Origin of the sequence: Lentzea sp. NPDC003310 (genome assembly GCF_040610935.1) — a bacterium.
GTDB lineage: Bacteria > Actinomycetota > Actinomycetes > Mycobacteriales > Pseudonocardiaceae > Lentzea.
In genome coordinates, this window is sequence record NZ_JBEXNC010000014.1 from 211,707 (window position 1) to 224,889 (window position 13,183).

General features: G+C 70.0%; 16 protein-coding genes. 8 read left to right on the forward strand and 8 right to left on the reverse strand.

All coding sequences use genetic code 11. The features are described 5' to 3' along the window. Positions 1-42: 42 nt before the first annotated feature. Positions 43-459 (reverse strand): cytochrome c oxidase subunit 4, encoded by a 417-nt coding sequence (locus ABZX02_RS28690; RefSeq protein ID WP_191303177.1) that lies wholly within the window; start codon positions 457-459, stop codon positions 43-45. 14 nt (positions 460-473) lie between these two features. Further along, positions 474-1,406: a cytochrome c oxidase subunit II gene (gene coxB / locus ABZX02_RS28695; protein ID WP_355302502.1), complete on the reverse strand. Its 933-nt coding sequence runs from the start codon at positions 1,404-1,406 to the stop codon at positions 474-476. A gap of 193 nt (positions 1,407-1,599) precedes the next feature. Here coxB and asnB point away from each other — a divergent pair, with 193 nt between their 5' ends. After that, positions 1,600-3,528: an asparagine synthase (glutamine-hydrolyzing) gene (asnB, locus tag ABZX02_RS28700; RefSeq protein WP_355302504.1), complete on the forward strand. Its 1,929-nt coding sequence runs from the start codon at positions 1,600-1,602 to the stop codon at positions 3,526-3,528. A gap of 35 nt (positions 3,529-3,563) precedes the next feature. Here the strand turns inward: asnB and ABZX02_RS28705 are convergent, their stop codons facing one another. Together ABZX02_RS28705 and ABZX02_RS28710 are read right to left on the reverse strand one after the other, a co-directional pair. Next, positions 3,564-4,328: a methyltransferase domain-containing protein gene (locus ABZX02_RS28705; protein WP_355302506.1), complete on the reverse strand. Its 765-nt coding sequence runs from the start codon at positions 4,326-4,328 to the stop codon at positions 3,564-3,566. A gap of 7 nt (positions 4,329-4,335) precedes the next feature. After that, the gene (locus ABZX02_RS28710) at positions 4,336-5,268 is read right to left on the reverse strand and encodes a carbohydrate kinase family protein (protein WP_355302661.1); all 933 of its coding nucleotides are present in this window, start codon (positions 5,266-5,268) and stop codon (positions 4,336-4,338) included. A gap of 158 nt (positions 5,269-5,426) precedes the next feature. Here ABZX02_RS28710 and ABZX02_RS28715 point away from each other — a divergent pair, with 158 nt between their 5' ends. Next, positions 5,427-5,600: a hypothetical protein gene (locus tag ABZX02_RS28715; RefSeq protein WP_355302508.1), complete on the forward strand. Its 174-nt coding sequence runs from the start codon at positions 5,427-5,429 to the stop codon at positions 5,598-5,600. Positions 5,601-5,700: 100 nt separating this feature from the next. On the opposite strand, the gene ABZX02_RS28720 is transcribed toward ABZX02_RS28715, so the two are convergent. After that, positions 5,701-6,069 (reverse strand): iron-sulfur cluster assembly accessory protein, encoded by a 369-nt coding sequence (locus tag ABZX02_RS28720; protein ID WP_355302510.1) that lies wholly within the window; start codon positions 6,067-6,069, stop codon positions 5,701-5,703. A 160-nt stretch (positions 6,070-6,229) separates the two neighbouring features. Then, positions 6,230-7,252: a glycerate kinase gene (locus ABZX02_RS28725; RefSeq protein WP_355302512.1), complete on the reverse strand. Its 1,023-nt coding sequence runs from the start codon at positions 7,250-7,252 to the stop codon at positions 6,230-6,232. Positions 7,253-7,294: 42 nt separating this feature from the next. Between ABZX02_RS28725 and ABZX02_RS28730 the strand changes: the two genes are divergently transcribed. From ABZX02_RS28730 to ABZX02_RS28740, 3 genes are read left to right on the forward strand one after another with little or no spacing between them, the layout of a single operon-like run. Continuing rightward, a complete protein-coding gene (locus tag ABZX02_RS28730; protein ID WP_355302514.1) occupies positions 7,295-7,918 on the forward strand; it encodes a DUF3043 domain-containing protein in 624 nt (207 codons plus the stop codon). After that, positions 7,918-8,550, forward strand: a complete 633-nt coding sequence (locus tag ABZX02_RS28735) for a class I SAM-dependent methyltransferase (protein ID WP_355302516.1) — start codon at positions 7,918-7,920, stop codon at positions 8,548-8,550. The genes ABZX02_RS28730 and ABZX02_RS28735 overlap by 1 nt, the downstream gene beginning before the upstream one ends. A gap of 31 nt (positions 8,551-8,581) precedes the next feature. Beyond that, positions 8,582-9,568 (forward strand): aldo/keto reductase family protein, encoded by a 987-nt coding sequence (locus ABZX02_RS28740; RefSeq protein ID WP_355302518.1) that lies wholly within the window; start codon positions 8,582-8,584, stop codon positions 9,566-9,568. Here ABZX02_RS28740 and ABZX02_RS28745 read toward each other — a convergent pair whose 3' ends face one another. Then, positions 9,569-9,769 (reverse strand): hypothetical protein, encoded by a 201-nt coding sequence (locus ABZX02_RS28745; protein ID WP_355302520.1) that lies wholly within the window; start codon positions 9,767-9,769, stop codon positions 9,569-9,571. A gap of 18 nt (positions 9,770-9,787) precedes the next feature. On the opposite strand from ABZX02_RS28745, the gene cobU reads away from it, so the two are divergent. From cobU to cobS, 3 genes are read left to right on the forward strand one after another with little or no spacing between them, the layout of a single operon-like run. After that, entirely contained in the window at positions 9,788-10,327 is a 540-nt protein-coding gene (gene cobU, locus ABZX02_RS28750) for a bifunctional adenosylcobinamide kinase/adenosylcobinamide-phosphate guanylyltransferase (RefSeq protein WP_355302522.1), read from the forward strand. A gap of 9 nt (positions 10,328-10,336) precedes the next feature. Beyond that, on the forward strand, positions 10,337-11,380 hold the full coding sequence (gene cobT, locus ABZX02_RS28755; protein ID WP_355302524.1) for a nicotinate-nucleotide--dimethylbenzimidazole phosphoribosyltransferase: 1,044 nt from the start codon (positions 10,337-10,339) through the stop codon (positions 11,378-11,380). A 10-nt stretch (positions 11,381-11,390) separates the two neighbouring features. Then, the gene (gene cobS, locus ABZX02_RS28760; protein WP_355302526.1) at positions 11,391-12,092 is read left to right on the forward strand and encodes an adenosylcobinamide-GDP ribazoletransferase; all 702 of its coding nucleotides are present in this window, start codon (positions 11,391-11,393) and stop codon (positions 12,090-12,092) included. On the opposite strand, the gene ABZX02_RS28765 is transcribed toward cobS, so the two are convergent. Further along, on the reverse strand, positions 12,089-13,180 hold the full coding sequence (locus ABZX02_RS28765) for a branched-chain amino acid aminotransferase (protein ID WP_355302528.1): 1,092 nt from the start codon (positions 13,178-13,180) through the stop codon (positions 12,089-12,091). The genes cobS and ABZX02_RS28765 overlap by 4 nt on opposite strands. Between the last annotated feature and the right edge of the window lie 3 nt (positions 13,181-13,183).

Below are 13,183 nucleotides of genomic sequence, written 5' to 3' on the forward strand. Positions count from 1 at the left end.
GGCCCCCTCCACGCGGGAGAGGGCCTCGGCCGGAAGCAACTGTCAGTCGTGGTTCGGACCGGTGTGGTACTCGAACACCAGGCCGCCGACCATGATCAGCACCATGACGATGGCGATCACGAGCAGCCACACGTGCCAGAACGCCACCGCGACACCTGTGGTCGCCGCCGCGGCCGCGAGACCGACCGGCCAGTACGAGCCGGGGCTGAAGAAGCCCAGCTCACCGGCACCGTCGGACACCTCGGCGTCGGGGTTGTCCTCCGGCCGCACCTCGATGCGGCGGGCGACGAACCGGAAGTAGGTGCCGGTGATGAGGGCCAGGCCACCGGTCAGCGCGAGCGCCACCGTGCCGGTGGGCTCGACGTGGCCGGTCGCGAGGTGCGTCCAGTAGCCGTAGACGACGGCCATCAGGAACGAGAAGGCCATCACCAGGTCGAATACGCGAGCTTCGATCTTCATCGCGGGGCGTGTCCCTACTTCTGGCCCGCGCCGGAGGCCTCGCGGGCCGTCCGGTCGGTGTTGAACGGGGTGGTCGTCGTGGCGAGCGGCGCGCACAGCTCGCCGCAGTTCACCTGCGAGAGGGCCTCGGCCGTGGTGTACGGCTTGCCGGTCTTCTCGTTGACCTCCTTGCGGAGCTCGATGTACTTGTCGAAGTCCGCCTGCTCGAGCGCGCGGACCTCGAAGTTCATCACCGCGTGGTAGGAGCCGCAGAGCTCGGCGCAGCGGCCGACGAACGCACCGGGACGGTCGATCTGGTCGATCTGGAAGACGTTGTCCTGGTTGTTCTTCTCCGGCTGCGGGAAGACGTCGCGCTTGAAGTGGAACTCCGGCACGAAGAACGAGTGGATGACGTCGGTCGAGCGCAGCGTGAACTGGATGCGCTTGCCGGCCGGCAGCACCATGACGGGGATCTCACCCGAGGTGCCGACCGTGCTGACGACCTTGCCCTCTTCGGTCTTGTGGTCCGGGTACTGGAACTCCCAGTTCCACTGGAACGCGATCACGTCGACGTTCACGTCGGGCTTGCCCGACTTGTCGGTGACGTAGTTCTGCGTCACGGCGGTGAAGTAGAACAACACCGCCACGATCACCGTCGGCACGACGATGAGCACGATCTCCAGCGGGAGGTTGTACGCCGTCTGACGCGGCAGCTCCTCCGACTTCTTGCGGTGGAACACCACCGACCACAGGATCAGGCCCCACACGATGACGCCGACGACGAGCGCGGCGATCACGGACCAGGTCCAGAGCTCGCGCATCTTCTCGGCCTGCGGCGTGACGGCCTGCGGCCATCCGAAGCGCAGCACCTCGTCCGTGGAGCAACCGGTGGCCCCGATACCGACCAGGCCTACCAGCCCAGCGGTCTTCACCAGCCGGGATGCCCTGGTGCCCTCCTTCAGGCCCACTGCTCGCCCGCCTCCTCGTTCACAACTACTGGTCATGCCAACGGATCAAGCGGGAGCGTAGCCCAGCACGACACCGCTCACCCCTCGGGGGCACCGCCGCTGCGGTGCAGTTTCGGTCACACAGAGCCCCTTCGGCATACTGGGGACTTCCCCGTGGTCTTCCCCTTCATGTTTTTTGAGAGGTGCAAGAGCCTTGTGCGGCCTGGCAGGACTTGTATGCCCTAGCGACACCGAGGCCGAGAACGCCCGCCCGGCCGTGGAGGCGGCGCTGCGCTGCATGCGGCACCGGGGCCCGGACGAGAGCGGCACCAGGCGGGTCGACGAGGTCGTGTTCGGCTTCAACCGGCTCGCGATCATCGACATCGAGCACTCCCACCAGCCGTTGACCTGGGGGCCGGCGGAGTCGCCGAGCCGGTACACGATCAACTTCAACGGCGAGATCTACAACTACCTGGAGCTGCGGGCCGAGCTCACCGAGAAGCACGGCGCGGTCTTCCACACCGACGGCGACACCGAGACGATCGTCGCGGCGTACCACTACTTCGGCCCGGCGGCGATCACGAAGCTGCGCGGCATGTTCGCCTTCATCATCTGGGACGCCGAGCGCGAGGTGCTGTTCGGCGGCCGCGACCCGTTCGGCATCAAGCCGCTGTACTGGGCGCAGGGCCAGAGCGGTGTCGCGTTCTCCAGCGAGAAGAAGATCCTGCTGGAGATCGCCTCCTCGATCGGCATCGCGCCGAAGATGAACGTCAAGGGCCTGCAGCACTACCTGACGCTGCAGTACGTGCCGGAGCCCGCCTCGCTGCACGACTCGATCAACCGCGTCGAGTCGGGCCACTCGTTCACGCTGGTCCCGGGCGAGTCGCCGAAGTTCGAGCGGTACTTCCCGGCGAACTTCAAGGTCCGCACGGTCCGCACCGAGGGCGAGGCCGACGCGCTCTACGACGAGATCACCGCCGCGCTGCGCGACTCGGTCGCGAAGCACATGCGCGCGGACGTGACGGTCGGCTCGTTCCTGTCCGGCGGCATCGACTCGACGGTGGTCGCGGCGCTCGCGAAGGAGCACAACCCGGACCTGATCACGTTCACCACCGGGTTCGAGCGCCAGGGCTTCTCCGAGGTCGACGTGGCCGCGGAGTCGGCGGCGCTGATCGGCGTGAAGCACGTGGTCCGCACGGTGAGCGCGCAGGAGATGATGGACTCCCTGCCGCTGATCACCTGGTACCTCGACGACCCGGTGGCCGACCCGGCGCTGGTGCCGCTGTGGTTCATCGCCCGCGAGGCGCGCCAGCACGTGAAGGTCGTGCTGTCCGGCGAGGGCGCGGACGAACTGTTCGGCGGCTACACGATCTACCGCGAGCCGCTGTCGCTGGCCGGGTTCGAGAAGGTGCCGGGCGCGCTGCGCAAGGCGATGGGCAAGGTCTCGACGAAGATCCCGCACGGCGTGCGCGGCAAGGACCTGCTGCGCCGGGGCGCGTTGACGCTGGAGGAGCGCTACTACGGCAACGCGCGCATCTTCCTCGACGACCACCTGCGCCAGGTGCTCAAGACGTACGACCCGGCGGTGTCCCACATGGACGCGACGGCCCAGCCGTACCGCGAGTCGGCGGCGTGGGACCCCGTGACGCGCATGCAGCACGTCGACCTGTTCACGTGGCTGCGCGGCGACATCCTGGTCAAGGCCGACAAGATGACCATGGCGAACTCGCTGGAGCTGCGCGTCCCGTTCCTCGACCCCGAGGTCTTCAAGATCGCGTCGCAGATCCCGAGTGAGTTGAAGATCACGAAGGACACCACGAAGTTCGCGCTGCGCAAGGCGATCCGCGACATCGTGCCGGCGCACGTGCTGAACCGCCGCAAGCTCGGCTTCCCGGTGCCTATCCGGCACTGGCTCAAGGACGAGATGCACGACTGGGCGGTCGACATCGTGCGGTCGTCGCAGACCGACCAGTACATCGACAAGGCCGCGGTGCTGCGCCTCGTCGAGGAGCACCGCTCGGGCGTGCTCGACCACAGCCGCCGCATCTGGGCGCTGCTGGTGTTCATGATCTGGCACGGCATCTTCGTGGAGAACCGCATCCACCCGGTGGTGCCGGAACCGCACTACCCGGTCAAGCTGTAGGTGTCAGGGCCCCTCTCCGGAGGGGCCCTTGCGCGTTATCGGCGACCTTGGGCGCTGCAGATCGCGTACGAGCTCACAACGGTCTCCGGGGACGCCATCAGGTCCAGGTAGCGGTCGAACTCGGCGTCGGTGAGCGGGAGCTTCGCCCGCACCAACCGTGCCGTCGCGGCGAGCAGGCGGCACCCCGCCGAGCCGCCCTGCCACTCCTGGACGTCGCGGGAGCCGCTGACGTCGTGCAGGCCCGCGTCGTGCAGCGCGCTCTCGACGCGCGCGCCCCACGCCAGTTCGGCACCGGCCTGGTCGAGCAACGTGAGCAGGGCGTTCTTCACCCGCATGATCAGCTTGGCGTCGTCGGGGGCGGCGGCGAGGACGTCGAGCGGCAGGCAGTCGAACTCCTCGAGCACGAGCCAGCCGCCGGGCCGCAGCGAGTCGCGCAGCTTGCGCAGGACCAGGTCGCGGGCGGGCAGGTAGAAGAGCACCAGGCGGGCGTGGACGAGGTCGTACGCATTGCCGGGCAGGATGTCGGACACCACGTCGTGTTCGAGGACGGTGACGTTGTCGCGTTCCTCGAGCCTGGTGACGTCGATGTCGGTGACGGTCACGTGGCCGGACGGGGCGACGACGTCGGCGAGCCAGGTCGTGACCGTGCCGCCGCCACCCCCGACCTCGAGGCAGCGCCAGCCGTCCGCGACCCCCAGCTGCTCGACGCGGGCGAACGTGCCCGCGTCGAGCAGGGAGCTCAGCGCGTCGAACTTGGGATCGAGAGGTTCATCGGCGTCGCCGAACAGGTACGTCCCCATTGTCCGATCATGGCAGGACGGGGGCGATCTCCTCAGCGGCTTCCGGACCAAACGCGCCGCGAATGCGAGCGAGAGCCGACTCGCGCTCGATCACCCACTCCTGCGTGCCCACGGTCTCCAGCACCTCGACGGCGATGAACGACCCCAGCTGAGCGGCGCGTTCGATGCTCAGACCCGCGGTGATGCCCGCGAGGAAGCCCGCGCGGAAGCCGTCGCCGACGCCCGTCGGGTCGGTCTTCGCGACCTCGGGGACGGCCGGCACGTGCAGCGCGAAGCCGTCGCGGTCGACGATCTCGACGCCCTTGGCACCGAGTGTGGTGACACGCTTGCCGACGCGGGCGAGGACGTCCGCCTCGGTCCAGCCGGTCTTCTGCAGCAGCAGTTCCCACTCGTAGTCGTTGCTGAAGAGGTACTCGGCGCCCTCGATGAACGCGCGCGCCTGCTCGCCGTCCATGCGGGCGAGCTGCTGCGACGGGTCGACGGCGAACTTGTAGCCGCGCTGACGGCACTCCTCGGCGTGGCGGAGCATCGCCGCGGGGTCGTCCGGGCTGATGACGACGAGCTCGAGGTTCTCGACGCGGTTCGCGATCGGCGAGAGCTCGATGTTGCGGGACTCGGCCATCGCGCCGGCGTAGAAGGAGGCGATCTGGCACATGTCGTCGTCCGTGGTGCAGACGAACCGCGCGGTGTGCGCGACCTCGGACACGTAGACGCCGGACGTGTCGACACCGTGCCGTTCGAGCCACGAGCGGTAGTCGTCGAAGTCCTTGCCGACGGCGCCGACGAGCACCGGGCGGACCCCGAGCACGCCGAGGCCGAACGCGATGTTCGCGCCGATGCCACCGCGGCGGACCACGAGGTCGTCGACCAGGAAGCTCAGTGACACGCGGTCCAGACGCTCCGCGACCAGCTGGTCCGCGAAACGACCCGGAAAGTGCATCAGGTGGTCGGTCGCGATGCTGCCGCACACGGCTAGGGGCACGTCGGCTCCTCTTCTCTCTGTAGCGCTGAGTGACAACTCACCCGGACGAGTACCGCTGTGAAGACTACTGTTTGGTAGGACTACCGCAGGTCAGACAGCCGTCATACGGTCACAAAGTGACCATTCCAGAGGCGACCACGATGAGTGAACTGATCGAGGACTGCGCGCAGCTCCCGTTCGCTCTGACCCACCCCGAGCACCCCCTCCCCGCCCCGCGCGCGGCCGCGCCGTGGCAGGTCGACGAGCGGTGCGCCCACCAGGTCGAAGGTCTGGCCGACTACGGCGTCTGACCCTTCCGGCTTCCGGTCCCCCGAGCGGGGATTTCCGGTCCACACGCGGAGAGGCCGCGTTCCCGTCGATGCGGGAACGCGGCCTCTGCGCTTGGTCGCCTTAGTGGAACGAGTCGCCGCAGGCGCACGACCCGCCGGCGTTCGGGTTGTCGATCGTGAAGCCCTGCTTCTCGATCGTGTCCACGAAGTCGATGACAGCGCCCTCGACGTACGGGGCGCTCATGCGGTCGACGGCGACCTTCATGCCGTTGAAGTCGACCATCGCGTCACCGTCGAGCGAGCGCTCGTCGAAGAACAGCTGGTAGCGAAGGCCGGCACACCCACCGGGCTGGACGGCGATGCGCAGGTGCATGTCGTCGCGGCCCTCCTGGTCGAGCAGGGCCTTGGCCTTGACGGCGGCCGCATCGGTCAGCGTCACGCCGTGGCTCGGCGCCTCGGAGGTCGAAGCGGCATCCTGAGCGGTCGTCATGGCTCTCCTAAGAGGTCCTTTGCGGGCGGTTCACCCATCAACAACACGGGCGTTCCCCGCCTTGTTCCGCCTCCCATGGTCCCACAACAGCTCGTCATGTCGAACGTCACGTAGACCACGCTCGAGCGGGCCGATATGCCTGTCGGTCGCGTTAGACCCTCTAACGCGACCACTGCGCGGCCACGTGCCTGGCCGTTGCAACGACACTTTTGCGGGCGTCCGCAATCGACTGTTGCACAGAGCCCACGTGCTCGGACACCGAGTAGGCGGCCTGGACGCCGGCGGCGCCCATCTCGCGGCGGCCGACGGTGACCTGGCCCGCGATGGCGAGGCACGGGATGCCGCGTTCGGCCGCGCCGCCCGCGACGGCGGTGATGAGCTTGCCGCGCAGCGACTGCCAGTCGAAGCTGCCCTCGCCGGTGATGACGACGTCGGCGTCGTCGAGAGCGGCGTCGAGGCCGGTCAGTTCGCGGACCATGCCCGCGCCCGACGCGACCGTCGCACCCAACGACAGGAGCGCGGCACCCAGGCCGCCCGCGGCTCCGGCGCCCGGTACGTCGGCCACGGGGGCAAGGACGTCCATGGCGGCCAGCGTCGCTTCGAGGCGTTCGACCGCTTCCGGGGAGGCGCCCTTCTGCGGTCCGAACGTGCGCGCGGCGCCGTGTGGGCCGAGGAGCGGGTTCTCGACGTCGGACGCGGCCACGAGCGAGACGTGGGACAGGTCGACGCCCGACTCGGCGAGGAACGCGAGCATGCCCGCGCCGCCGTCGGTCGTGCCGGAGCCACCGAGGCCGACGGTGATGACGTCGTGGTCGGCCGCCGCAGACGCGATGAGCTCGCCGACGCCGCGCGTGGTGGCCGTCTCGCAGTGCTGGGGACGGAGGTCGGCGGGCACCAGGTGCAGGCCGCAGGCCTCGGCGGACTCGATGTAGGCGACCCGGTCGACGCTGAGCCAGCGGGCGTCGACCGGGTCGCCGAGCGGGCCCGTGACGCTGACGGAGCGGATCTCGCCGCCCGTGGCGGCGTGCAGGACGTCGACGAAGCCGGGGCCTCCGTCGGCGAGGGGGCGCTGGGTGACGACGTCGCCGGGCTTGGCGTCGTGCCAGCCGGTGGCGATGGCGTCGGCGGCCTCGCGGGCGGTCAGGGTGCCGCCGAAGCAGTCCGGAGCGATGAGTACGCGCACCTCGCGAAAGGTACAGAAGAACCCCTGTCCTACCCTGGTGCCGTGAGGTTCCTGCGTCGCAACGCCGCCACCGAAGCCCCGGTCACCGAGTCGACCGCCGAAGCCGCCGACTCCACCACCTCGGTGGGCAAGGGCAGGCCGACGCCGAAGCGCCGTGAGGCGCAGGGAAGGCGCACCGGTCCGGTGCCGCCTCCTCCCCGCACGCAGCGCGAGGCGTTCAAGCGCATGCGCGGCAACAAGGTGAGCAAGGAAGAGCGCCGTGCCGCGGCCGTCGAGCGCCGTCAGCGCATGATGGCGGGCGAGGACAAGTACCTGCTGCCGCGCGACCGCGGACCGGTGAAGGCGTACATCCGCGACCTCGTCGACTCGCGCCGCAACCTCATGGGCCTGTTCATGCCGCTCGCGATCCTGGTGTTCGTGGCGCTGCTGACCCCGTCGCTCGCGGTGCAGCGGTACGCGACGCTCGCGACCACGTTCATGCTGATCGCGATGGTCATCGAGGGCATCGTGCTCGGCCGCCTCGTCACGAAGAGGGTCCGGGCGAAGTTCCCGACCGAGCCGATCAAGGGTCTGTCGATCGGCTGGTACTCGTTCATCCGCGCGAGCCAGATCCGCAAGCTGCGCGTCCCGAAGCCGCACGTGAAGCCGGGCGACGCGATCAAGTAGTGCGCGAGAAGCCTCGAAGGCTCGAGCTGCCGGAGATCCTCCGGTGGGACCACAACGCGTGGTACCGCCGGTGGCTGCTCCGGCAGTTGCCGTCGCGGGCGGGTTCGGCGCTCGACGTGGGCTGCGGCCTCGGTGCGCTGGCCCGCTCGATCGAGGCCCGCGAGGTCACCGCGATCGACGCCAGCGCGCGCATGATCGAACGGGCGAGCGCGACGAGCGACGAGGTCCGGTGGATCCACGGCGACGTGCTCACCTGCGAACTCGGCCGGTTCGACGTCGTCACCGCCGAGGCGAGCTTGCACCACTTACCTCTGTTAGAGGGTCTGACGAGACTTGCCGGGCTGACCGCGCCGGGCGGGACGCTGGTCGTCGTCGGGCTGTACCGGGCGGCGACCTGGGCGGACCGCGCGATGGAGCTCGTCACGCTGCCCGCGAACGCGCTCGTCGGTCTCGGGAAGTTCCTGCGCGGCAGCCGCGAGCAGCCGCACGACCCCGAGATGCCGGTCGTGACGACCGCGCCGACGCTGCCCGAGATCCGTGCGGCGGCGGCCGGGATCGTGCCCGGCGCGCGGATCCGGCGGCGCCTGTTCTGGCGGTGGTCCCTGGTGTGGCACGCACCGGAATTTCATTAGCAGCACGAAAGATCTGGTCTAGGCTGCCGGTATGGAGTTTCGACGTCTGGGCCGTAGCGGCTTGAACATCAGCGCGATCACGTACGGCAACTGGCTCACCCACGGCTCGCAGATCGAGGAGGACGCCGCCACCGCGTGCGTGCGCGCGGCCCTCGACGCGGGCGTGAGCAGCTACGACACCGCCGACGTGTACGCGAACACAGCGGCGGAGTCGGTGCTCGGGCGAGCGCTGAAGGGCGAGCGCCGCGAGTCCCTCGAAATCTTCACGAAGGTCTACTGGCCGACCGGCCCCGGTGGTCCCAACGACCGCGGTCTGGGCCGCAAGCACATCATGGAGTCGGCGAACGCCTCCCTGAAGCGCCTGCAGACCGACTACGTCGACCTCTACCAGGCACACCGGTGGGACGAGACCGTTCCACTCGAAGAGACCATGACGGCGTTCGCGGACCTCGTCCGGCAGGGCAAGGTGCTCTACCTCGGCGTGTCCGAGTGGACGGCCGAGCAGATCGCCCGCGGCGCGGCCCTCGCCCGGGAGCTGAACGTGCCGCTGGTCTCCCACCAGCCGCAGTACTCGATGCTGTGGCGCGTGATCGAGCCGCAGGTCGTCCCCACCTGCGAGCGCGAGGGCATCTCGCAGATCGTCTTCTCCCCGATCGCCCAGGGCGTCCTGACCGGCAAGTACCTGCCGGGCGGCGACCTGCCCGAGGGCTCGCGGGCGACCGACCAGCGCGGGTCGCAGATGATCGCCCGCTGGATGCGCGACGACGTCCTCACCGCCGTGCAGAACCTGAAGCCGATCGCGGAGGAGGCCGGCCTCACGCTGGCGCAGCTCGCCGTGGCGTGGGTGCTGCAGAACCCGAACGTCGCCTCGGCGATCATCGGCGCGTCGCGTCCCGAGCAGGTCACGGAGAACGTGAAGGCGGTCGGCGTGAAGCTCGACGCCGAACTGCTGAAGAAGATCGACGCGGTCCTCGAAGGTGTCGTCACCGACGACCCGAGGCTCACCGCCCAGGGCTGATCAGCCGGCCGGGTGCAGGCTCATCGGGCCGTACACCTCGGTTTCCGAGCGCAGCAGCGTGACCTGTTCGACCCCGGCGTCGAGCAGGTCGCGCCACCCGGCGCTGAACCAGTCCTCGGCCTCGGTCTGGTCCGCGAACATCACATCCGGGCCCGTGACGTCCCGTCCCTGTGCATCCTGGTAGCGCCAGCGATATTCCACGGACGAAGGCTAACTCTCTTGTCGACCAGGACGCTCGTGCTCGGCGGAGCACGTTCGGGCAAGTCAGCGCACGCGGAGGGCCTGCTCACCGAGCCGGTCGTGACGTACGTCGCCACCGCGCGGAGGTACCCGGACGACCCGGACTGGGACGCGCGCATAGCGGCGCACGTCGAACGCCGGCCGTCCACCTGGCACACGGTCGAGGCGTCCACGCCGGCCGACCTGCCCGCCCTGCTCACCGCGACCCAGTACGAGGACCCGCCGATCCTGGTCGACGACCTGTCGACGTGGCTGGTCGGCGTCCTCGACGACGCGCAGGCCTGGGAGGGCGACGGCGGGGACGCGATCACGCGCGACGTCGACCGGCTCGTGCGGTCCGTCGCCACGTGCCGGGCGCGGCTCGTGCTCGTGACCGCGGAGGTCGGCCTCGGCGTCATCCCCTCGACGCGCTCTGGCAGGCTCTTCCGCGATCACCTCGGTGCGCTCAACGCGCGCGTCGCCGAGGTGTGCGACGAGGTCACCCTCCTCGTCGCCGGCATCGGACTGAAGTTGCGATAGGAGCGACAGGTGAGCACCGAGTTCCCGCCGGTTGAACCGCCGGACGAGACCGTTCTGCGCGAGGCCGAGGCCCGGCACGCGGTGCTGACCAAGCCGGTCGGCTCGCTGGGGCGGCTCGAGGAGCTGGGCAACTGGATCGCCGCCTGCCAGGGCGTCGTGCCGCCGAAGCCGTTCGTGCGGCCGCGGGTCGTCGTGTTCGCGGGCGACCACGGCATCACCGCGCAGGGCGTGTCGGCGTACCCGAGCGAGGTCACCGGCCAGATGGTCGCGAACTTCCTCACCGGCGGCGCCGCGGTGAACGTGCTCGCGCAGGTCGCGGGCGCCACCGTGCGCGTGGTCGACATGGCCGTCGACGCGGACACCCCCGCCGCAGTCAGCCAGCACAAGGTGCGGCGCTCGTCCGGATCGATCGACCGCGAGGACGCGCTCACCCGTGAGCAGTGCGAACTGGCCATCGCGGCCGGCCGGGCCATCGCCGACGAGGAGGTCGACGCGGGCGCCGACGTGCTCGTCGCGGGCGACATGGGCATCGGCAACACCACGCCCGCGGCCGTGCTGATCGCGTCGCTGACCGGGTCGGAACCGGTCGCGGTGGTCGGGCGCGGCACCGGCATCGACGACCAGGCGTGGATGCGCAAGACGGCGGCGATCCGGGACGCGCTGCGCCGGGCCCGCCTGCAGATCAGCGACCCGGTCGCGCTGCTCGCCACGGCCGGTGGCGCGGACCTCGCCGCGATGGCCGGCTTCGTCGCGCAGGCCGCGGTGCGCAAGACGCCCGTCGTGCTCGACGGTGTCGTCGTCGGCGCGGCCGCCGTCGTCGCCGAGGAGCTGGCGCCGGGTGCGCGCGAGTGGTGGGTGGCCGGGCACGAGTCGGCCGAGCCCGCGCACGCGATCGCGCTCGGGCACCTGAACCTGAAGCCGTTGCTGGAGTTCGGCATGCGGCTCGGCGAGGGCTCCGGCGCGGTGGCGGCGCTGCCGTTGCTGGTCTCGGCGGTCAAGGTGCTCGCGGAGATGGCGACGTTCGAGAGCGCCGGGGTCACGAACAAGGAATGAAGCTCTGCCCGTGAAATTGGCACTGTCCTGGCTGACGGTCCTGCCGCTGCGCGTCGACGACGTCGACCGCAAGGCGGCGGGGCGGGCCATCTCGTGGACGCCCGCCGTCGGCCTCGTCCTCGGCGCGTTCGTCGTCGGGGTGCTGAAGCTGCTGGCGGTGTCGGACGTACCGGCGCTCGTCGCGGGGTTCCTCGCCGTCGGCACCGTCGCGTTGTCCACGCGCGGCATGCACCTGGACGGACTGGCCGACGTCGCCGACGGACTCGGCTGCTACGGACCGCCCGAGCGTGCGCTCAAGGTCATGAAGGACGGCGGCGCGGGACCGTTCGGCGTCGTGTCGCTGATCGTGGTGCTGGGCGCGCAGGCTGCCGCGCTCCCCCACGCCCACTGGGGTGTCGTGCTGCTCGCGTTCGCGACGAGCCGGGCGGCGTTCGGCGTCTGCTGCCTGCGCGGCGTGCCCGCGGCACGGCCCGAGGGGCTCGGTGCGCTCGTGTCGGGCACACAGCACCCAGGGATCGTCATCGGCACGTGGGTGGTGCTCGCTGGAGCGGCGATTCCGCTCGGTTGGCGTGCGGTTCTCGCCGTCGTCGTGGCGTTCGCGCTCGTGTGGGGACTCGTGCGGCACACCGGAAAGCGTTTCGGCGGCATCACCGGTGATGTGCTCGGTGCTGCCGCCGAAATCGCGCTTCTGGCCGTGCTGGTGATCGCTTAGGACTTGAGGGTCGTCATCCAGCCGTGGGTGTCGGCGACGGCGCCGTGCTGGAGGCCGGTCAGGCGCTCGCGCAGCTTCATCGTCACCGAGCCGGTGCCGCCGTCGGCGATGTCGAACTCGCCACCGGCGTGCTTGACGTGGCCGACGGGCGTGATGACCGCCGCCGTGCCGCAGGCGAAGACCTCGGTGAGCTCACCGGAGGCGTTGGCCTTCTCCCACTCCTCGGTCGAGATGCGGCGCTCCTCCACGGACAGGCCGAGGTCGGAGGCGAGCGCCAGCAACGAGTTCCGGGTGATGCCCGGGAGCAGCGTGCCGGTCAGCTCGGGCGTGACGACCTTGTCCCCGAAGACGAAGAACAGGTTCATGCCGCCCATCTCCTCGACCCAGCGGCGTTCCACCGCGTCGAGCCAGACGACCTGGTCGCAGCCCTTCTCTGCGGCCTGCGCCTGCGCCACGAGGGACGCGGCGTAGTTGCCGGCGAACTTGGCCGCGCCGGTGCCACCGGGAGCCGCGCGGACGTACTCGGTCGAGAGCCACACGCTCACCGGCTTGACGCCGCCCGCGAAGTAGGAGCCGGCCGGGGAGGCGATCAGCACGTAGAGGTACTCGGACGCGGGTCGCACGCCGAGGCCCTTCTCCGTGGAGATCATGAACGGCCGCAGGTAGAGGGACTCCTCCGCGGCGGACGGCACCCAGCGGTCGTCGACCGCGAGGATCTGCCGCACGGACTCCAGGAAGAGCTCGTCGGGGAGCTCGGGCATCGCCATGCGGCGGGCCGAGGCGCGGAAGCGCTCGGCGTTGGCCTCAGGGCGGAAGGACGCGATCGAACCGTCGGGCTGCCGGTAGGCCTTGAGCCCTTCGAAGATCGCCTGGCCGTAGTGCAGCACCATTGCCGCGGGGTCCAGTGCGAGGGTGGAGTACGGGCCGACTTCGGCGTCGTGCCAGCCCTTCTCGCGGTTCCAGCGGATCGTCACCATGTGGTCGGTGAAGTGCTGCCCGAAGCCCGGCTTGGCAAGTACCTCCGCTACGCGCTCCGGGGTCGCCGGGTGCGGGTGGGGAGTCCGGGTGAAAGGCAACTCGCTCGTCATGGG

Coding starts and splice junctions, on each gene's coding strand:
- ABZX02_RS28690 (WP_191303177.1), bottom strand. CDS start 459: ATGAAGATCGAAGCTCGCGTATTCGACCTGGTGATGGCCTTCTCGTTC.
- ABZX02_RS28705 (WP_355302506.1), bottom strand. CDS start 4,328: ATGGGGACGTACCTGTTCGGCGACGCCGATGAACCTCTCGATCCCAAG.
- ABZX02_RS28710 (WP_355302661.1), bottom strand. CDS start 5,268: ATGCACTTTCCGGGTCGTTTCGCGGACCAGCTGGTCGCGGAGCGTCTG.
- ABZX02_RS28720 (WP_355302510.1), bottom strand. CDS start 6,069: ATGACGACCGCTCAGGATGCCGCTTCGACCTCCGAGGCGCCGAGCCAC.
- ABZX02_RS28740 (WP_355302518.1), top strand. CDS start 8,582: ATGGAGTTTCGACGTCTGGGCCGTAGCGGCTTGAACATCAGCGCGATC.
- ABZX02_RS28765 (WP_355302528.1), bottom strand. CDS start 13,180: ATGACGAGCGAGTTGCCTTTCACCCGGACTCCCCACCCGCACCCGGCG.